This window comes from Cronobacter sp. EKM101R, assembly GCF_963888145.1.
Taxonomy (GTDB): Bacteria; Pseudomonadota; Gammaproteobacteria; order Enterobacterales; family Enterobacteriaceae; genus Cronobacter; species Cronobacter turicensis.
Genome location: NZ_CAWPHW010000023.1, coordinates 170,581 through 190,168, shown reverse-complemented (window position 1 = coordinate 190,168; position 19,588 = coordinate 170,581). Strand labels below are relative to the sequence as shown.

Below are 19,588 nucleotides of genomic sequence, written 5' to 3'. Positions count from 1 at the left end.
ACGGTTGCGACAGAACCCGGTTACACGCCGCAGACACTGCGCCATTCGTGTTTACAGTAATGTAACCTTCCCGTAAAATGCCCGGCACACTTTAACCGCCACCAGATCCCCCTGAATTGAGGTCGTTAAATGAGACTCAGGAAATACAATAAAAGTTTGGGACTGCTGTCATTATTCGCAGGCACTGTATTACTCAGTGGCTGCGATGCTGCGCTTCTCAACCCCAAAGGACAGATTGGACTGGAGCAACGTTCACTGATACTGACCGCCCTCGGGCTGATGTTGATTGTCGTGATTCCAGCCATCTTGATGGCTATTGGCTTCGCCTGGAAATATCGGGCAACCAATAAGGACGCAAAATACAGCCCCAACTGGTCACACTCCAACAAAGTTGAAGCTGTTGTCTGGACCATCCCGATCCTTATCATCATTTTCCTTGCAGTACTGACATGGAAAACCACGCACTCGCTCGAACCCAGCCGTCCGCTGGCGCACGATGCGAAGCCGGTGACCATCGAAGTTATCGCAATGGACTGGAAGTGGTTCTTCATTTATCCGGAGCAGGGTATCGCTACGGTCAATGAAATCGCGTTCCCGGCGAATACGCCTGTGGAATTCAAAATCACCTCCAACTCGGTGATGAACTCCTTCTTTATTCCGCGACTGGGTAGCCAGATCTACGCAATGGCAGGTATGCAGACCAAACTGCACCTGATTGCGAACGAAGCCGGCACCTACGACGGTATTTCTGCTAACTACAGTGGTGCAGGTTTCTCCGGCATGAAGTTCAAGGCAATCGCCACGCCGGATAACGAGACCTTCAACCAGTGGGTGGCTAAAGCGAAGCAGTCTGGCAAAACCATTAACGATATGGCGACCTACGACAAGCTGGCGGCCCCGAGCGAATACAACAAAGTCGAATACTTCTCCAGCGTAAAACCGGATTTGTTTAAAGATGTCATTAACAAATTTATGGGACCTGGGAAGAGCATGGATATGACTCAGTCTGAAGGGGAGCATAACGCCCACGAAGGCATGGAAGGCATGGACATGAATCACGCGGAAACCTCTCACTAAGGGGCCGAGGAATAATACGATGTTCGGAAAACTTACACTGGATGCAATCCCGTACCATGAGCCGATTATCATGGTTACGGTGGCTGCCATTATCGTCGGGGGTCTGGCGTTAGTAGCAGCTATCACTTACTTCGGTAAGTGGTCTTATCTGTGGAACGAGTGGCTCACGTCAGTGGACCACAAACGTCTCGGGGTGATGTATATCCTCGTGGCTATCGTGATGCTGGTTCGCGGCTTCGCGGACGCCATCATGATGCGTACCCAGCAATTGCTGGCGGCCTCCGGCGAAGCCGGGTTCCTGCCGCCGCATCACTACGATCAGATCTTTACCGCCCACGGCGTTATCATGATCTTCTTCGTGGCGATGCCGTTCGTTATCGGTCTGATGAACCTGGTGGTTCCGCTGCAGATCGGCGCGCGCGACGTGGCTTATCCGTTCCTGAACAACCTGAGCTTCTGGTTCACGGTTGTCGGGGTAATCCTGGTGAACGTCTCTCTGGGCGTGGGCGAGTTTGCTCAGACCGGTTGGGTGGCTTATCCGCCGCTCTCGGGCATTGAGTACAGTCCGGGCGTTGGGGTGGACTACTGGATCTGGAGTCTCCAGCTCTCCGGTATTGGTACGACACTGACCGGTATCAACTTCTTCGTGACCATTCTGAAGATGCGTGCGCCGGGCATGACCATGTTCAAAATGCCGGTATTCACCTGGGCGTCGCTGTGTACTAACGTCCTGATTATCGTCTCCTTCCCGATCCTGACCGTCACTATTGCGTTGCTAACCCTGGACCGCTATCTGGGCACCCATTTCTTTACCAATGATATGGGTGGCAACATGATGATGTACGTGAACCTGATTTGGGCCTGGGGCCATCCGGAAGTGTACATCCTGGTTCTGCCGGTGTTTGGTGTGTTCTCTGAAATCACCTCCACCTTCTCGAAGAAACGTCTGTTTGGTTACACCTCCCTCGTTTGGGCGACCATCGCGATTACCGTGCTGTCGTTCATCGTGTGGCTGCACCACTTCTTCACCATGGGTAGTGGCGCGAACGTTAACGCCTTCTTTGGTATCACCACGATGATTATCGCCATCCCGACCGGGGTGAAGATCTTCAACTGGCTGTTTACCATGTATCAGGGCCGCATTCAGTTCCACTCCTCCATGCTGTGGACCATCGGCTTCATCATCACCTTCTCCATCGGTGGTATGACCGGCGTGCTGCTGGCGGTACCGGGCGCAGACTTCGTTCTGCACAACAGCCTGTTCCTGATTGCGCACTTCCATAACGTCATCATCGGCGGCGTGGTATTTGGTTGCTTCGCGGGTATGAGCTACTGGTGGCCGAAAGCCTTTGGCTACAAGATGAACGAGAGCTGGGGCATCCGTGCTTTCTGGTTCTGGATCATCGGCTTCTTCGTGACCTTTATGCCGCTGTACGCCATGGGCTTCATGGGTATGACGCGTCGTGTGAGCCAGAACATCGACCCGATGTTCCAGCCGCTGATGATCGTTGCGGAAATCGGCGCGCTGCTGATTGCGTGCGGTATCCTGTGCATCATCCTGCAGATCTACGTGAGCGTCCGTGACCGTCACCTGAACCGTGACCTGACTGGCGACCCGTGGGGCGGCCGTACGCTGGAGTGGGCAACCTCTTCTCCGCCGCCGTTCTATAACTTCGCGGTTGTACCGGAAATCCACGAGCGCGACGCGTTCTGGGAAATGAAAGACAAAGGTGAAGCTTACAAGCAGCCGGCGCACTATGAAGAAATTCATATGCCGAAGAACAGCGCAGCAGGCATTTTCATCGGCGCGTTCAGCACCATCTTTGGCTTCGCGATGATCTGGCACATCTGGTGGCTGGCTATTCTGGGCTTCGCAGGTATCGTTATTACCTGGATTGCGAAGAGCTTCGATGAAGACGTGGATTACTACGTACCAGTAGCCACCGTTGAGAAACTGGAAAACCAGCACTTCGAAGAAATCACCAAAGCAGGGCTGAAAAATGTCAACTGAGAGCATTAATCACGAACTTGCCCATGGCAGCCATGAGCATGGGCACCACGATGCAGGAGCCAATAAAGTCTTTGGCTTCTGGATCTACCTGATGAGCGACTGCATTCTCTTTGCATGTCTGTTTGCTACCTATGCCGTTCTTGTGAACGGCACGGCGGGGGGCCCGACCGGGAAAGACATTTTCGAACTGCCGTTTGTGCTGGTTGAAACTTTCCTGCTGTTGTTCTCCTCCATCACGTATGGCATGGCGATGATCGCCATGAATAAAGACAAACAGAGCCAGGTGATGTCCTGGCTCGCCCTGACCTTCCTGTTCGGCGCAGGGTTCGTGGCGATGGAAATCTATGAATTCCATCATCTGATCGCGGAAGGCTTTGGTCCGGATAAGAGCGGCTTCCTGTCAGCGTTCTTTACGCTGGTCGGCACCCACGGTATCCACGTGACCTCTGGCCTTATCTGGATGGTCGTGATGATGATTCACGTCTCCCGCCGCGGTCTGACCCACAATAACCGCGCGCGCCTGATGTGCCTGAGTATGTTCTGGCACTTCCTGGACGTAGTGTGGATCTGTGTGTTCTCTGTAGTCTATCTGATGGGGGCGATGTAATGAGTCATTCAACCGATCACAACGGCGCCCACCACGGTGGCGTTAAGACGTACCTGATCGGGTTTATCCTGTCGGTTATTCTGACAGTAATCCCGTTCTGGATGGTCATGAACGGCTCCGCGTCTCACGGCACCCTGCTGGGTGTGGTCGTGGCAACCGCAGTCGTACAGATTCTGGTTCACCTGGTGTGCTTCCTGCACATGAACGCCTCCTCTGAGGAGCGCTGGAACCTGGTAGCCTTTATCTTTACGTTGCTGATTATCGCGATAGTAGTGGTAGGCTCTATCTGGATTATGTGGAACCTGAATTACAACATGATGGTTCACTAAGAGCGGCGAGTATGATTAAGCAATACCTGCAAGTAACGAAACCAGGCATCATCTTCGGCAACCTGATATCGGTTATCGGGGGATTCCTGCTGGCTTCCAAAGGCAGCATCGATTATCCCCTGTTCCTTTTCACCCTCGTGGGGGTGTCGCTGGTCGTGGCGTCCGGTTGTGTGTTCAACAACTACATCGACCGTGATATTGACCGCAAAATGGAGCGCACGAAAAACCGTGTGCTGGTGAAGGGACTGATTTCGCCGAAAATGTCGCTGGTGTACGCCACCTTGCTGGGTATTGCTGGCTTTATGCTGCTCTGGTTCGGCGCGAACCCGCTGGCGATGTGGCTGGCGGTCATGGGCTTTGTGGTGTACGTCGGGGTCTATAGCCTCTACATGAAACGCCACTCGGTCTACGGCACGCTGATTGGCTCGCTGTCGGGCGCCGCGCCGCCGGTTATCGGTTACTGCGCGGTGACCAACGAGTTCGATACCGGCGCGTTGATCCTGCTTGCGATTTTCAGCCTGTGGCAGATGCCGCACTCCTATGCGATTGCTATCTTCCGCTTCAAGGATTATCAGGCCGCCAATATTCCGGTGCTGCCGGTGGTAAAAGGGATCTCTGTGGCGAAAAACCACATTACCCTTTATATCATCGCCTTCGCCGTGGCGACCCTGATGCTCTCGCTGGGCGGTTATGCCGGGTATAAATACCTGGTGGTGGCGGCAGCGGTCAGCGTCTGGTGGCTTGGCATGGCCCTGCGCGGCTACAAGGCTGAAAACGACAAAGTCTGGGCGCGTAAGCTGTTTGTGTTCTCGATTGTCGCCATCACCTCGCTGAGCGTGATGATGTCCGTGGATTTCATGGTGCCGGATTCACATAATCTGCTGACTTACGTCTGGTAAGTCAGCAAGGCGAAAAAGGGTGCTGCGGCACCCTTTTTTATTGCTGCGATCCGACGGGCGATTTATTGACAGCATTAATAGTTAACCCTTGAAATATTTTCTAAATAACCCGGCATTTACCCTCCTCTGCCCTCGCACTACACTAAGACCTGCTTTTTATCTGAGGTGGTAATGAACGATAACAAAATGACGCCAGTCGAGTTGCGCGCGACATGGGGTTTAGGGACGGTCTTTTCTTTGCGCATGCTCGGTATGTTTATGGTACTGCCGGTCATTACTACTTACGGAATGGCGCTTCAGGGCGCAAGCGAAGCATTGATTGGCCTCGCTATTGGTATTTACGGCCTCGCGCAGGCGATTTTCCAGGTGCCGTTTGGTCTGCTTTCCGACCGCATCGGCCGTAAGCCGCTGATTGTCGGCGGGCTTGTGATTTTTGTTATCGGCAGCCTGGTCGCGGCGCTGACCGATTCCATCTGGGGCATTATTCTCGGACGCGCGCTCCAGGGCGCCGGCGCGATTGCCGCCGCCGTGATGGCGCTCCTTTCCGATCTTACCCGCGAACAGAACCGCACCAAAGCGATGGCGTTTATCGGCGTCAGCTTTGGCGTGACGTTCGCCATCGCGATGGTGCTGGGGCCGATTATCACTCACGCGCTTGGCCTGCACGCGCTGTTCTGGATGATTGCGGTGCTGGCGACCGCGGGCATTATCATTACGCTCTGGGTGGTGCCGGACAGCGGCAACCACGTGCTGAACCGCGATTCCGGCATGGTCAAAGGCTGTTTTCGCAAAGTGCTGGCGGAGCCGACGCTGCTCAAGCTCAACTTCGGCATCATGTGCCTGCATATTTTGCTGATGTCGACGTTCGTCGCCCTGCCCGGCCAGCTTGAAGCGGCGGGTTACCCGGCGGCGGCGCACTGGAAAGTCTATCTCTGTACGATGCTGATTTCGTTTGTCTCGGTAGTGCCGTTTATCATTTACGCCGAAGCAAAGCGCAAAATGAAGCGCGTATTTCTCTTCTGCGTGGCGCTGCTGCTGATTGCGGAAATCGTGTTATGGGGCGCAGGCCCGCACTTCTGGGAGCTTATCGTCGGCGTTCAGCTGTTCTTCGTGGCGTTTAACCTGATGGAAGCGCTGCTCCCGTCGCTTATCAGTAAAGAGTCGCCGGCGGGCTATAAAGGCACCGCGATGGGCGTCTACTCCACCAGTCAGTTTTTGGGCGTGGCGATCGGCGGATCGCTGGGCGGCTGGGTCGATGGCCTGTTTGATTCGCAAACCGTGTTCCTGGTAGGCGCGCTGCTGGCGACCGTCTGGCTGCTGGTGAGTACGACCATGAAAGAGCCGCCGTATGTCAGCAGCATTCGCGTAGAAATTCCGCCTGAAGTGACGGCCGATGAAACACTGGCGCAGCGTTTACGTGAAACAGCGGGTGTGAGCGAGGCGATTGTGGTGGCGGATGAGCGTAGCGCTTATCTCAAAATCGACACCAAAGTGACCAACCGCGTTGAGATAGAGCAGCGAATGCTCGGCGCTTAACCTGCGCAGCCAAGAAAAAGGGCGGAAAATCCGCCCTTTTTTGTGTCGTTTGTTCGTTTAGCGTTTAGTCACGGAAGTTGTTGAACTGGAACGGCTGGCCGAGGTTACCGCCGCGCACCAGCGCGATCGTCTGCTGGAGATCGTCGCGGGCTTTACCGGTGACACGCACCTGCTCGCCCTGGATCTGCGCCTGGACTTTCAGCTTGCTGTCTTTAATCAGCTTCACGATTTTCTTCGCCATCGCGGAATCGATGCCCTGTTTGAGCTTCGCTTCCACGCTCCAGTTTTTCCCGCTGTGCTCGAACTCTTCCGGCACCTCAATGGAGCTGCCTTCGATGCCGCGTTTCAGCAGCTTCGCACGCAGGATGTCCAGTAGCTGATTCACCTGGAAATCGGATTCGCTCGTCACTTTGATGGTCTGATTTTTTTCGTTCAGCTCGAAGCTTGCGGTCACGTTGCGAAAGTCGAAACGGGTTTCCAGTTCGCGCGTGGCGTTCTCAACCGCGTTCTGCACTTCGCGCATATCGACCTCAGACACAATGTCAAAAGATGGCATGTTTTCTATCTCCCTCACAGTATGTGCGTTGCATAATACCCGCAAAGGCGCATAACACAACCCGGAAACCGGCGGCAGGCGAAAGCCTAAGCGCTCACGTTATAATAGACGTATGACACAACGCCCGGCGCTGTTGCGGGCGAGGAGGAATAATGAAAATTACCGTGCTTGGCTGCGGCGCGTTAGGCCAGCTCTGGATGAGCGCGCTGCACAAACAAGGTCACGAGGTGCAGGGATGGCTGCGGGTGCCGCAATCGTCATATAACGTCAGTCTGGTGGAAACCGACAACAGCGCGTTTAACCACACCTTTACCACCAATGACAGCGAGTTTCTTGCACAGAGCGAGCTGTTGCTGGTGTCGCTGAAAGCCTGGCAGGTTTCTGATGCGGTGAGCACGCTGGCCACCCGGCTGCCTGCCGCCAGCCCGATTCTCCTGCTGCATAACGGCATGGGCACGCTCGATGAGCTGCGCGCCGTAACACAGCCGCTGCTGGCGGGCGTAACAACCCATGCGGCGCGGCGCGAAGGCAATCTGGTGATCCACGTCGCCTGCGGCACTACTCACATTGGCCCGGTCACGCCTGGCGCGCAGGATTACTCCCGGCTGGCGGAACTGCTTCAACAGGCGCTGCCGGATGTCGCCTGGCACGATAACGTCAATGTTTCCCGCTGGATCAAGCTCGCCGCCAACTGCGTGATTAACCCGCTGACGGCGCTTTATAACTGCCCGAACGGCGAGCTGCGCGCGCGACAGGACGAGGTGCGCGACATCTGCGCCGAGGTCGCCCTGGTGATGCAGCGCGAAGGGCATCACACGTCGCCGGAAAGCCTGCTTTACTACATCAATCAGGTTATCGACAGCACCGCCGCCAATATTTCATCGATGCTGCAGGACGTTCGCCAGCAGCGTCACACCGAGATAGATTACATCACCGGCTATCTGCTGCGCCGCGCCAGAGCGCATGGCCTGACGCTGCCGGTCAACAGCCGTCTGTATGAACAGATCAAACGCAAGGAGAATGAGTATGAGCGCATCGGCACTGGTATGCCTCGCCCCTGGCACTGAAGAGACCGAAGCGGTCACCACCATCGATCTGCTGGTGCGCGGCGGCATTAGTGTCACCACCGCGAGCGTCGCTGGCGACGGCAATCTGACAATCACCTGCTCGCGCGGCGTCCGGCTGCTGGCGGATGCGCCGCTGGTGGAAGTGGCGGACGGCGATTTCGATGTGATTGTGCTGCCGGGCGGCCTGAAGGGCGCCGAAGCGTTTCGCGACAGCCCGCTGCTGGTCGAAACGGTGCGCCAGTTTCATCTCTCAGGGCGGATTGTGGCGGCCATTTGCGCGGCGGCGGGCACGGTACTGGTCCCGCACGAACTCTTCCCGCTCGGCAACATGACCGGCTTCCCGGCGCTGAAAGAGACGATCCCTGACGATCAGTGGCAGGATAAACGCGTGGTCTGGGATCCGCGCGTCAACCTGCTGACCAGCCAGGGGCCGGGCACGGCGATTGATTTCGCGCTCAAGATTATCGATCTCTTGGTCGGGCGTGAAAAAGCCCATGAGGTGGCAGGCCAACTGGTGCTGGCCGCAGGCATCTACAGCTACCGCGACTATTAAGCGTCATCCCGTTAAGCCGTGCCCATAAAAAAATCCCCTCGGTTGAGGGGATTTTTGTCTCTGCGAAACGCGTGTGCGTTACGGGCGATAGACTTTCACGTTTTTAAAGCCCTGCTCCAGCAGGTAAAGCGCCTGCAGGCGGCTCATCACGCCGCGCTCGCACCACAGCAAGTACGTTTTGCTCTGGTCGAGATCGCCAAACTTCGTGCTGAGCTTGTAGAACGGCAGAGAAACGACCTCAACGCCTTCAACCACCAGCGGTTTCTCATCCTGTTCATCGACAGAGCGGATATCCAGAATGGCGTCGTTTGGGCCGAAACCGTTAACGGTTTCCACCTCCACTACCTGCTGTTCAGTCTGCTCGGCGATTTCACGGATATCCACATTGGTGGCTTCAGCAACGACGCGATCAAGGATAGTGAAATCGAAATTCGCCTCTTCGGCTTCGATTTTCGCTTTCACGGCCTTCACGGTCGGGCTTTTCGAAATCACGCCGCAATATTCCGGCATGGTGCGGGCAAAATCTTCGGTGCCGATTTTACGGGCGATATCGATGATGTGCTCTTTGTCATAAGAGATAAGCGGGCGCAGCACCAGCGTATCGGAGACATTATCGATAAGGCGCAGGTTGGTCAGCGTCTGGCTGGAAACCTGGCCCAGCGCTTCGCCGGTGACCAGCGCCTGCACGCCGTAGCGTTCCGCCACTTTCGAGGCCGCACGCACCATCATACGCTTGAGCACCACGCCCATCTGGCCGTCGTCCACTTTCTCAAGGATTTCGCCGACGACAGGCTCAAAGTTGATCGCCACAAAACGCACGCGGTGCGAGCTGCCAAAGCGGCTCCACAGATAATGCGCCACCTGGCGTACGCCGATTTCGTGCGCCGCGCCGCCCAGGTTGAAGAAGCAGTAATGCACGCGGCAGCCGCGACGCATCAGCATATAGCTGGAGACGCCGGAATCGAAACCGCCGGAAATCAGCGACAGCACATCTTCCTGAGTGCCTATCGGGAAACCGCCAATGCCTTCATACCGGCCTTTCACCAGCAGCAGGCGATCGTCTTCAATCTCAAGATTGACGGTGACGTCAGGCTGCTTCAGTTTTACGCGGGCGGATTCAATATGCTGATTTAAACCGCCGCCGACGTAGCGCTCCACTTCAATAGAGCTAAACTCATGTTGACCGCGTCGCTTAACGCGCACGCAGAACGTTTTCCCTTCGAGCTGCTCACGCCAGTTGGCGAGCGCCTTTTCGAAAATGTCATGCATGTCCGTGAACGGGACATCGTCCACCTCAAGGACATGGTGAATACCGGGAATACGTGTCAGGGCGTCAAGCACGGTATCGTGCATGGTTTCATCTTTAATACGCACCACGATATGGTCCCAGTGGCGAACCACGGCAAGATTTTCATCGTAGTGTTTCAGGACGTTACGAATATTCCCGGTCAGGATTTTTATAAAGCGCAACCGCACAGACTGGCTTTTAATGGTGATTTCCGGGAATAATTTAATGATAAACTTCATGGTGGCTATGATTCGTTGGCAAGCCCACCGGGGCTTAGAAAATGGTACAGCAGGCAGAACCGCGCCTGCATCGTGAGCCCGGCAGTATATCACCATCGCGGTGTCACTGCGCCTATTACCAACCCACAAGGCGTTATTTGCTAATCTTTGCGTCTCCGCTACCATGCAGTGTCGCTAACATGACCGTTAACCCTTAGAGTCAGATACTTACTATGCCGAAGAAAAATGAACAGCCGGCCAGTTTCGAAACGGCCCTGTCGGAGCTTGAGCAGATAGTCACCCGTCTGGAAAGCGGCGACCTGCCGCTGGAAGAGGCGCTGAATGAATTTGAGCGCGGCGTGCAGCTCGCGCGTCAGGGCCAGGTAAAACTGCAGCAGGCTGAGCAGCGCGTTCAGATCCTGTTGTCTCAGAATGAGGACGCGCCTCTTACCCCCTTCACGCCGGACGCCGAGTAAACATGGATTTCAGTCAACAGCTTCAGTCGCAGGCCGAGCGGGCCAACAGCGCGTTACAGCATTTTATCGGCGCTCTGCCGTTTCAGAAGAGTCCACTGGTTGAGGCGATGCTCTACGGCACATTATTAGGCGGTAAACGCCTGCGGCCGTTTCTGGTGTACGCCACCGGCGAGATGTTTGGGGTCAACCCGACGGCGCTCGACGCCCCGGCGGCGGCCATCGAGTGCATTCACGCCTATTCACTGATGCATGACGATCTGCCCGCTATGGACGATGACGATCTGCGCCGCGGACAGCCGACCTGCCATATTCGCTTTGGCGAAGCGAGCGCCATTCTTGCGGGCGACGCCCTGCAAACGCTGGCGTTCTCTATTTTAAGCGACGCGCCGATGGAAAACGTGGCGCTGCGCGACCGGCTCGCGATGGTCTCAGAACTCGCGAAAGCCAGCGGTGTGGCGGGCATGTGCGGCGGCCAGGCGCTCGATCTCGAGGCCGAAGGCCAGCAGGTGGATCTCGACGCGCTGGAGCGTATCCATCGTCACAAGACGGGCGCGCTTATCCGCGCCGCGGTGCGTATGGGCGCGTTGTGCGCGGGCGATAAAGGCCGCGACGCGCTGGTTTACCTTGATAGCTATGCAGAAAGCATCGGCCTCGCCTTCCAGGTACAGGATGACATTCTGGATGTGGTGGGTGATACTGCAACCCTTGGAAAACGTCAGGGGGCCGATCAGCAACTTGGCAAAAGCACCTACCCCGCCCTGCTGGGTCTTGAGCAAGCCCAGGCGAAAGCGCGCAGTCTGTGCGACGACGCTCTGGCGGCGCTGGCGCCGCTGAAAGCACAAGCGCTGGATACCGCGACACTGGAAGCGTTAGCGAATTTCATAATCCAACGTGATAAATAAACGTATAACACCACGATGAGTCTCTGATGAGTTTTGATACTGCCAAATACCCGACCCTGGCGCTGGTGGACTCCACAGCGGAGCTGCGCCTGTTGCCAAAAGAGAGTTTGCCGAAGCTGTGCGACGAACTGCGTCGTTACCTGCTCGACAGCGTGAGCCGCTCCAGCGGACACTTCGCCTCCGGGCTTGGCACGGTCGAGCTTACCGTGGCGTTGCATTACGTCTACAACACGCCGTTCGACCAGCTTGTCTGGGACGTCGGCCACCAGGCCTACCCGCACAAAATCCTCACCGGACGCCGTGACCGCATCGGCACCATCCGCCAGAAAGGCGGCCTGCACCCATTTCCGTGGCGCGGCGAGAGCGAATATGACGTATTAAGCGTCGGCCACTCGTCCACGTCGATAAGCGCTGGCATCGGTATTGCCGTCGCGGCGGCGCGTGAAGAGAAAAACCGCCGCACCGTCTGCGTGATTGGCGATGGCGCGATTACCGCGGGCATGGCGTTTGAGGCGATGAACCACGCGGGCGATATTCGCCCGGATATGCTGGTTATCCTGAACGACAACGAAATGTCGATTTCCGAGAACGTTGGCGCGCTCAATAACCATCTGGCGCAGCTGCTTTCCGGCAAGCTCTATTCAACGCTTCGCGAAGGCGGCAAACGCGTGTTCTCTAACGTTCCGCCCATCAAAGAGCTGCTCAAGCGTACCGAGGAGCACATCAAAGGCATGGTCGTGCCGGGCACGCTGTTTGAAGAGCTGGGCTTTAACTATATCGGCCCGGTGGATGGCCACGACGTGCTGGGCCTGGTGCATACGCTCAAAAACATGCGTGACCTGAAAGGCCCACAGTTCCTGCATATCATGACCAAGAAAGGCCGTGGTTATGAGCCGGCGGAAAAAGATCCGATCACCTTCCACGCGGTGCCGAAATTCGATCCGGAAAGCGGCACGCTGCCGAAAAGTAGCGGCGGCCAGCCGAGCTATTCGAAAATCTTCGGCGACTGGCTGTGCGAAACCGCGGCGAAAGATGACAAGCTGATGGCGATCACCCCCGCCATGCGCGAAGGCTCCGGCATGGTCGAGTTCTCGCGTCAGTATCCGGGGCAATATTTCGATGTGGCGATCGCCGAGCAGCACGCGGTGACCTTCGCAGCAGGGCTCGCTATTGGCGGCTATAAGCCGGTGGTCGCGATTTACTCTACGTTCCTGCAACGCGCCTATGACCAGGTTATCCACGACGTCGCCATCCAGAAGCTGCCGGTGCTGTTCGCTATCGATCGCGCGGGCATCGTCGGCGCCGACGGCCAGACGCATCAGGGCGCGTTCGATCTCTCATTCCTGCGCTGCATCCCGGATATGGTCATCATGACCCCGAGCGATGAAAACGAGTGTCGCCAGATGCTGTTCACCGGCTATCACTACAACGACGGCCCGAGCGCCGTTCGCTACCCGCGCGGCAACGCGCTGGGCGTGACGCTGGAGCCGCTCCAGAAGCTGCCGATCGGTAAAGGCGTGGTGAAACGCCACGGCGAAAAAGTGGCGCTGCTTAACTTTGGTACGCTGCTGCCGGAAGCCACGCAGGCCGCCGAAGCCCTTAACGCCACGCTTGTGGATATGCGCTTTGTAAAACCGCTCGATGAAGCGCTGATCATGGAGCTCGCCGAGCGCCATGGCTCGCTGGTCACTATCGAAGAAAACGCCGTGATGGGCGGCGCCGGTAGCGGCGTAAACGAAGTGCTGATGGCGAAGCGCAAACCGGTGCCGGTGCTGAATATCGGCCTGCCGGATCAATTTATTCCTCAGGGCACCCAGGATGAAGCCCGCGCGGATATCGGCCTGACCGCTGCGGGTATCGAACAACGCGTGCGAGACTGGCTCGCCTGACCCCTGCTCCGCTTCCGCTCCTGCTATGCTTAACGGTGACCTTTGTAACCCTAAAGCAGGAGCGGAACCATGCAATACAAACAATTAGGAAAAACCGACCTTCAGGTTTCCCGTCTGTGCCTGGGCTGTATGACCTTTGGCGAGCCGGATCGCGGTAACCACGCCTGGACGCTTCCCGAAGAAAGCAGCCGCCTTATCATCAAACACGCCATCGACGGCGGCATTAACTTTTTCGACACCGCCAACAGCTATTCCGACGGCAGCAGCGAAGAGATTGTCGGCCGCGCGCTGCGCGATTTCGCGCGTCGTGAAGATGTCGTCGTCGCCACTAAAGTTTATCACCAGGTCGGCGACCTGCCGCAGGGGCTCTCCCGCCCGCTGATCCTGCGCTCCATTGACGACAGCCTGCGCCGCCTCGGCATGGACTATGTCGATCTGCTGCAAATCCATCGCTGGGACTACGACACGCCGATAGAAGAGACGCTGGAAGCGCTGAACGACGTGGTGAAAGCGGGTAAAGCGCGCTACATCGGCGCGTCGTCCATGCATCCGCACCAGTTTGAACAGGCGCTGCGGCTGCAAAAAGAGAACGGCTGGGCGCCGTTCGTCACCATGCAGAACCACTACAACCTGATTTATCGCGAAGAAGAGCAAGAGATGCTGCCGCTCTGCTATCGCGAGGGCGTGGCCGTTATTCCGTGGAGCCCGCTGGCGCGCGGACGTCTGACCCGCCCGTGGGGCGAAACCACGGCGCGCCTGGTCTCCGACGAATTCGGCAAGACGCTCTACAGCGAAACCGAAGAGAACGACGCGAAAATCGCTGAACGCCTGGCGTTTATCGCGCAGGATAAAGGCGTGAGCCGCGCGCAGGTGGCGCTGGCCTGGCTTTTAAGCAAGCCGGGCGTTGTCGCGCCGATTATCGGCGCCTCGCGCGAGGAGCAGTTGCAGGAGCTGATTGACGCGGTCGATGTGACGCTCACCAGTGAAGAGATGGCCGAGCTGGAGACGCCTTACAAAGCGCACCCGGTGGTGGGCTTTAAATAAACGAAGATAAAAAAACAGCCCTCTGCGACGAGGGCTGTTTTGTTTAAATCAGGCCGATGGGCCAGTGATGGCCAATCCAGTAGAGAAGCCCCGCCGAGATAATCCCCGCCACGATATCATCCACCATGATCCCCATGCCGCCGTGAACGTTGCGGTCAAACCAGCGGATAGGCCAGGGTTTCCACATATCCAAAATGCGGAAAATCACAAACCCGGCGGCGACCCACTGCCAGTCGTGCGTCGGCAGCGCCATCAGCGTTATCCACATGCCGATAAACTCATCCCAGACGATGCTGCCGTGGTCATGCACGCCCATATCTTTGGCGGTCTGGTGACAGAGATAGACGCCAAGGCTGATCCCAAACATCACCACCAGCGAGTAAAGCTGCCAGGGCAAAAAGGTCATCAGATACCAGAACGGGATGGCCGCAAGCGACCCCATCGTACCCGGCACCCACGGGCTTAAGCCGCTGCCAAAGCCGGTGGCGAGCAGATGCCAGGGGTTGCGTAAATTCAGCCGGCTTTTGGCGACATCCTTATTAAACGTGCGTTTCGAAGTGGTCATATCCTTTCCAGTCGAGCGTTACCGGCGCGCCATCGCGTAAAAATACCATGCCTTCCGACGCCGTGGTCAGCTGGCCGATGCAGGTAACGGGCACGCCAAGATGGTTTACCGCGACTTCCAGCGCACCGCGATTGATTTCCGACACCGTAAAACAGAGCTCATAATCTTCACCGCCCGACAGCGCCCAGCGCAGCGCCTGCTCCGGCTCAACATGGCGGGAAAGCGCCTCAGAATACGGCAGATCGTTCAGCTCAATGCGCGCGCCGCAGTCGCTCGCCTTCAGGATGTGCCCGAGATCGGAAATCAGCCCGTCGGAGAGATCGATAGCGGCGCTGGCGAGCCCGCGCAGCGCCTGCCCATGCAGCACGCGCGGCGTGGGGCGCAGATGGCGTTTCACCAGATACTCGGCGTCGCTTTCATTATCGACGTCAAGACGCTTTTGCAAAATCGCAAGCCCGGCCGCGCTGTCGCCCGGCGTGCCGGTGATAAAGACCCAGTCGCCAGGGCGCGCGCCGGAGCGCTTCAGCGCCCGTCCGGCGGGAACAAAGCCGTGAATGCCGAGCGTCATGGAGAGCGGACCGCGCGTGGTGTCGCCGCCGATAAGCTGCATATCGTAGTAGTTGAGTTGTTCAAACAGGCTGTCGCTGAAGGCTTCAAGCCAGGGTTCGTTAACCTCCGGCAGCGTCAGCGCCAGCGTCAGCCACGCCGGATCGGCGCCCATGGCCGCCAGATCGCTCACATTCACCGCCAGCGCCTTGTAACCGAGATCGCGCGGATCGATATCCGGTAAAAAGTGAATGCCCGACACCAGCGTGTCGGTGCTGATCGCCAGAGTTTGCTTCTCCGGCACGGTCAACAGCGCGCAGTCGTCGCCAATGCCGGTCTCGACATCAAGACGAGAGCTTCTGACCCGATCGAAATAACGTGCAATCAGGGAAAACTCGCCGCATGACATAAGGTTAAGCCTCAACAGATGAGAAGAAGAAAAGGCCGGGATCCCGGCCTCAGACAGCAGACGAAGAACAGCAGGTTTCTTCGTGTTGATGACCATAGTAGACAATCGCCAGCTTTTCGCCTGCTCTGAGCACAGAACGGTAAAAGAAAACGAGCATCAGGTCTCGCCTGCCGATGGCAGGCGGCGATTACTTTTTGTTGGGGCGGATATGCGGCGCTGCTTTATCAAGCACGCCGTTCACGAACTTGTGGCTGTCTTCAGCGCCGAAGACTTTCGCCAGCTCAATCGCTTCGTTGATAGCCACTTTGTACGGCACATCGTCACGTTTTGAGAGTTCGAACAGCGCAATGCGCAGCACCGCTTTCTCTACCTGGCCCAGCTCTTCGAGCTGACGGGACAGGTACGGCTTCATCAGGCCGTCGAGATAGCCGCTGTTGGTCGCCACCCCGGAGAGCAGTTCGCGGAAATACATCACGTCCACATCTTTGACATCCTGTTCCGCCAGGAACTGGTATTCAACATCGGCGATGTCATTGTGGGACAACTGCCAGGAGTAAAGCGCCTGGACGGCACACTCACGGGCGCGGCGACGAGCAGCAGGTTTCACGGAATTCCCCTTACAAAAAAATCAGGCCTGGATAGCCTTCAGGACGTTAATCATTTCAAGCGCGGTCAGCGCCGCTTCGGCGCCCTTGTTCCCGGCTTTAGTGCCAGCGCGTTCGATGGCTTGTTCAATACTTTCAGTGGTGAGTACGCCAAAAGCTACCGGGATTTCGCTCTGCTGCGCCACGTGGGCCAGACCGTTGCTGGCGCCGCCGGCAACGTATTCGAAATGCGCGGTGCCGCCGCGAATCACCGTACCGAGCGCAATCACCGCGTCATATTTTGCGGTTTTCGCCAGCGCCTGAGCCGCCAGCGGCAGCTCGTAAGCGCCCGGCACCCACACGACGGTGATATTTTCATCTTTTACCTGACCAATGCGTTTCAGGGCGTCGATCGCGCCTTCCAGCAGACTGTCGTTGATGAAGTTGTTGAAACGCGCAATGGCGATGGCGACGCGAGCGTCCGGGGCAGCAACGGTAGCTTCAATAATGTTCATACTCTTACCTTAGGGTTATGTAGCCCCCGCAGGGGGGCGGATTTTATCATACTCTTTCGCGCACTGCTTACGTTTTACGTCCCGCCGTCAGGCGAGCGTCAGGCGCAGGCGCAAATCGGGGCCGACCTGCACGGCATCGCGAAATTCCAGACGCGGCGCATCGGCGAGCCGCTCAAGTCCTGGCAGCGCGAAAAGCCCGCGGGCCTCGCTGCCGAGCAGCTTCGGCGCCATATAAACGATCAGTTCATCCACCAGCCCCGCCTGGAGCAGCGCGCCGGCGAGCTGCGGCCCCGCCTCCACCCACAGGCTGTTCACCTGGCGTTTGCCAAGCTGCATCATCAGCAACACTACATCGAGCTTGCCGTTGTGCACGGGCGTCGGCAGTTGTTCCACGCCCTCGGGCCAGACGGCGTCGTCCGGGCAGGCGCGCGCAAGCCAGGTTTCGCCGGGCTGATTAACAATCTTGTGCGCAGGCGTCACCTGATTCTGGCGATCGAGTACGATCCGCAGCGGCTGGCGCAGGGTTTCACGAGGGTAAATCGCCTGCGTCGCTTCGCCGAGTTCGTCCCAGCGCACCGTCATCGATGGATCATCGGCCAGCACCGTGGCGCTGGTAGTGAGGATAGCATGGCTTTCCGCGCGCAGACGCTGCACGTCGCGCCGCGCCTGCGGAGAGGTTATCCACTGGCTTTCGCCGCTCGCCATCGCCGTGCGTCCGTCAAGGGACGCCCCAAGCTTGAGCTGAATAAACGGGAAACCGGTGCGCATACGCTTGAGAAAGCCTTTATTGAGCGCTTCGGCCTCGCTCATCATCAGGCCGTGGCTGACCTCAATACCCGCCTGCTGAAGGCGGTACAGACCGCGGCCCGCGACTTGCGGATTCGGATCCTGCATCGCTGCGACGACGCGCGCGACACCGGCGTTAATCAACGCATCGCAGCACGGCGGCGTGCGCCCGTGGTGGCTGCAGGGCTCAAGCGTGACATAGGCGGTCGCGCCGCGCGACTTATCGCCCGCCATACGCAACGCATGGACTTCGGCATGCGGCTCGCCGGCGCGCAGGTGAAAGCCTTCGCCGACGATAACGCCGTCTTTCACAATCACACAGCCCACGCGCGGGTTCGGATGCGTGGTAAAGCGTCCCTGGCTCGCGAGCTTAAGCGCGCGCGCCATGTAAAATTCGTCAGACATCAGTTAATCCTGTAAGCGGGCGATTTCTTCGCCGAATTCGCGGATATCTTCGAAGCTGCGGTAGACCGACGCAAAACGGATGTAGGCGACTTTATCGAGCTTTTTGAGCTGCTCCATCACCAGGTTGCCGATAAGTTTGCTCGGCACTTCACGCTCGCCGGTCGCACGCAGATGAGACTTGATATGGTTGATAGCCATCTCCACGTCATCGGAGCTGACCGGGCGTTTTTCCAGCGCTTTCTGCATGCCGCTGCGCAGTTTGTCTTCATTGAAAGGCTCGCGCACATCGTTGCTTTTCACCACGCGCGGCATGACCAGTTCCGCCACTTCAAAGGTTGTGAAACGTTCATGGCACACCAGGCACTGGCGGCGGCGACGCACCGAGGAGCCCTCTCCCACCAGGCGGGAATCGATCACTTTAGTGTCAACGGCGAAACAGAACGGGCAATGCATAGCGCTTCCTGACTGAAAGAGTTAACTGAACAACAGTTTACCCTGAACTGGCGGGACTACAAAGACGCAACCTTTTTGAGACAAAGGCGCTATGCCAGACGCGCCGTTACGCTCTACCATGAATACACCGCCACTTTTTCAGGAAAAGCGAATAATGACAACACGTTATCTGAAATGGTCAGTCGTCGCCAGCGCGCTGGCTTTAAGCGCGTGCGCCCCGCAAAGCGAAGTGCGTCAGATGCATCAGAATGTCAGCACGCTCAATCATGAGATGACGAAGCTGAAGCAGGAGACCGTCAAAATCACGCAGCAGAACGCGCTGAATGTGAAATCGAAAAGCGGTGTTTATCTGCTGCCGGGCTCGAACACGCCTGCCCGCTTAAGCAGCCAGCTCGGTATGCTGAAGATGTCGCTGCGCAACGTCGCGGCGGGCGCGAACGGTACCCAGGCGACGCTGTTTATTCAGAGCGAATCCAACGAGCCGCTGCCCGCCTTTACCGGCACCGTCGAGTGGGGTCAGTTGCAGGGCACCACCGAAAACTATCAGGAAGTAAATGTGCAGAACCAGCCGTTCAGCGCGCCTGCCAGCACGCTGGCGCCGAGCGATGTTTCCATTCCGCTGACGCTTACCGGCATCACGCCAGAACAGTTAGGCTTTATCCGCGTGCACGATATCCAGCCGCTTATCGCGGGCGATGCCGTCGTCGCGCCCTGAGTCCCTCCCGCCAGCGGCGCGGAGTTTGTTACATTCGCGCCGTACCCTGTGCTTGCTTTTTTGGCGGTCTGAATTTCGCACTCCTTCCTCATTGCTCTGTAAAAAGGGTGCGCTAGGCATTGGCTTAGTTCCCTTATGCCGCTAGAATCCGCGTTCCG

21 protein-coding genes are annotated in these 19,588 nt (G+C 57.4%); 13 read left to right on the top strand and 8 right to left on the bottom strand.

All coding sequences use genetic code 11. The features are described 5' to 3' along the window. Window positions 1-129 precede the first annotated feature (129 nt). The 6 genes from cyoA to AACV31_RS13475 all read left to right on the top strand — a co-directional run bounded on the left by cyoA (window position 130) and on the right by AACV31_RS13475 (window position 6,459). Window positions 130-1,077 carry a cytochrome o ubiquinol oxidase subunit II gene (gene cyoA / locus AACV31_RS13500; RefSeq protein ID WP_032806255.1) on the top strand — a complete coding sequence of 316 codons (948 nt, stop codon included), beginning with the start codon at window positions 130-132 and terminating at the stop codon, window positions 1,075-1,077. A gap of 19 nt (window positions 1,078-1,096) precedes the next feature. After that, complete coding sequence (cyoB, locus tag AACV31_RS13495) at window positions 1,097-3,088, top strand: cytochrome o ubiquinol oxidase subunit I (protein WP_012815532.1); 1,992 nt, start codon at window positions 1,097-1,099, stop codon at window positions 3,086-3,088. Next, window positions 3,078-3,695: a cytochrome o ubiquinol oxidase subunit III gene (locus AACV31_RS13490; protein WP_007705363.1), complete on the top strand. Its 618-nt coding sequence runs from the start codon at window positions 3,078-3,080 to the stop codon at window positions 3,693-3,695. The genes cyoB and AACV31_RS13490 overlap by 11 nt, the downstream gene beginning before the upstream one ends. Further along, on the top strand, window positions 3,695-4,024 hold the full coding sequence (locus AACV31_RS13485; protein WP_007766233.1) for a cytochrome o ubiquinol oxidase subunit IV: 330 nt from the start codon (window positions 3,695-3,697) through the stop codon (window positions 4,022-4,024). Before AACV31_RS13490 ends, AACV31_RS13485 begins: the two co-directional genes overlap by 1 nt. 11 nt (window positions 4,025-4,035) lie before the next feature. Continuing rightward, window positions 4,036-4,923, top strand: a complete 888-nt coding sequence (gene cyoE / locus AACV31_RS13480) for a heme o synthase (protein ID WP_007705361.1) — start codon at window positions 4,036-4,038, stop codon at window positions 4,921-4,923. 171 nt (window positions 4,924-5,094) lie between these two features. Then, entirely contained in the window at window positions 5,095-6,459 is a 1,365-nt protein-coding gene (locus AACV31_RS13475) for an MFS transporter (RefSeq protein WP_165153163.1), read from the top strand. A gap of 64 nt (window positions 6,460-6,523) precedes the next feature. Here AACV31_RS13475 and AACV31_RS13470 read toward each other — a convergent pair whose 3' ends face one another. After that, window positions 6,524-7,015 (bottom strand): YajQ family cyclic di-GMP-binding protein, encoded by a 492-nt coding sequence (locus tag AACV31_RS13470; RefSeq protein WP_007766179.1) that lies wholly within the window; start codon window positions 7,013-7,015, stop codon window positions 6,524-6,526. A gap of 152 nt (window positions 7,016-7,167) precedes the next feature. Between AACV31_RS13470 and panE the strand changes: the two genes are divergently transcribed. Both panE and yajL read left to right on the top strand, forming a co-directional pair. Further along, complete coding sequence (gene panE, locus AACV31_RS13465; protein WP_165153161.1) at window positions 7,168-8,082, top strand: 2-dehydropantoate 2-reductase; 915 nt, start codon at window positions 7,168-7,170, stop codon at window positions 8,080-8,082. Beyond that, entirely contained in the window at window positions 8,042-8,635 is a 594-nt protein-coding gene (gene yajL / locus AACV31_RS13460; RefSeq protein ID WP_007766173.1) for a protein deglycase YajL, read from the top strand. The genes panE and yajL overlap by 41 nt, the downstream gene beginning before the upstream one ends. Before the next feature lie 78 nt (window positions 8,636-8,713). Here yajL and thiI read toward each other — a convergent pair whose 3' ends face one another. Next, entirely contained in the window at window positions 8,714-10,162 is a 1,449-nt protein-coding gene (gene thiI / locus AACV31_RS13455) for a tRNA uracil 4-sulfurtransferase ThiI (RefSeq protein WP_012815526.1), read from the bottom strand. Between the two features lie 212 nt (window positions 10,163-10,374). Between thiI and xseB the strand changes: the two genes are divergently transcribed. The 4 genes from xseB (at window position 10,375) to AACV31_RS13435 (ending at window position 14,452) form a co-directional block, all read left to right on the top strand. Next, the gene (xseB, locus tag AACV31_RS13450) at window positions 10,375-10,617 is read left to right on the top strand and encodes an exodeoxyribonuclease VII small subunit (protein ID WP_007766130.1); all 243 of its coding nucleotides are present in this window, start codon (window positions 10,375-10,377) and stop codon (window positions 10,615-10,617) included. Window positions 10,618-10,619: 2 nt separating this feature from the next. Then, window positions 10,620-11,519 (top strand): (2E,6E)-farnesyl diphosphate synthase, encoded by a 900-nt coding sequence (gene ispA, locus AACV31_RS13445; RefSeq protein WP_012815525.1) that lies wholly within the window; start codon window positions 10,620-10,622, stop codon window positions 11,517-11,519. 26 nt (window positions 11,520-11,545) lie between these two features. Then, window positions 11,546-13,408 (top strand): 1-deoxy-D-xylulose-5-phosphate synthase, encoded by a 1,863-nt coding sequence (gene dxs / locus AACV31_RS13440; protein ID WP_165153159.1) that lies wholly within the window; start codon window positions 11,546-11,548, stop codon window positions 13,406-13,408. Between the two features lie 69 nt (window positions 13,409-13,477). Next, window positions 13,478-14,452 carry an aldo/keto reductase gene (locus AACV31_RS13435; RefSeq protein WP_075197568.1) on the top strand — a complete coding sequence of 325 codons (975 nt, stop codon included), beginning with the start codon at window positions 13,478-13,480 and terminating at the stop codon, window positions 14,450-14,452. 43 nt (window positions 14,453-14,495) lie between these two features. On the opposite strand, the gene pgpA is transcribed toward AACV31_RS13435, so the two are convergent. From pgpA to nrdR, 6 genes are all read right to left on the bottom strand, one after another. Beyond that, on the bottom strand, window positions 14,496-15,017 hold the full coding sequence (pgpA, locus tag AACV31_RS13430) for a phosphatidylglycerophosphatase A (protein ID WP_007766027.1): 522 nt from the start codon (window positions 15,015-15,017) through the stop codon (window positions 14,496-14,498). Next, window positions 14,992-15,972 carry a thiamine-phosphate kinase gene (gene thiL / locus AACV31_RS13425; protein WP_165153157.1) on the bottom strand — a complete coding sequence of 327 codons (981 nt, stop codon included), beginning with the start codon at window positions 15,970-15,972 and terminating at the stop codon, window positions 14,992-14,994. Before thiL ends, pgpA begins: the two co-directional genes overlap by 26 nt. 187 nt (window positions 15,973-16,159) lie before the next feature. After that, window positions 16,160-16,579, bottom strand: coding sequence for a transcription antitermination factor NusB (gene nusB, locus AACV31_RS13420; protein ID WP_004387753.1), 420 nt, complete (start codon window positions 16,577-16,579; stop codon window positions 16,160-16,162). A gap of 21 nt (window positions 16,580-16,600) precedes the next feature. Then, complete coding sequence (gene ribH, locus AACV31_RS13415; protein ID WP_007766000.1) at window positions 16,601-17,071, bottom strand: 6,7-dimethyl-8-ribityllumazine synthase; 471 nt, start codon at window positions 17,069-17,071, stop codon at window positions 16,601-16,603. 87 nt (window positions 17,072-17,158) lie between these two features. Next, window positions 17,159-18,262, bottom strand: coding sequence for a bifunctional diaminohydroxyphosphoribosylaminopyrimidine deaminase/5-amino-6-(5-phosphoribosylamino)uracil reductase RibD (ribD, locus tag AACV31_RS13410; protein WP_165153155.1), 1,104 nt, complete (start codon window positions 18,260-18,262; stop codon window positions 17,159-17,161). A 3-nt stretch (window positions 18,263-18,265) separates the two neighbouring features. Beyond that, the gene (gene nrdR, locus AACV31_RS13405) at window positions 18,266-18,715 is read right to left on the bottom strand and encodes a transcriptional regulator NrdR (protein WP_007673903.1); all 450 of its coding nucleotides are present in this window, start codon (window positions 18,713-18,715) and stop codon (window positions 18,266-18,268) included. A 154-nt stretch (window positions 18,716-18,869) separates the two neighbouring features. Here nrdR and AACV31_RS13400 point away from each other — a divergent pair, with 154 nt between their 5' ends. Further along, window positions 18,870-19,430 (top strand): DUF3251 domain-containing protein, encoded by a 561-nt coding sequence (locus AACV31_RS13400; protein WP_075197565.1) that lies wholly within the window; start codon window positions 18,870-18,872, stop codon window positions 19,428-19,430. Window positions 19,431-19,588 lie beyond the last annotated feature (158 nt).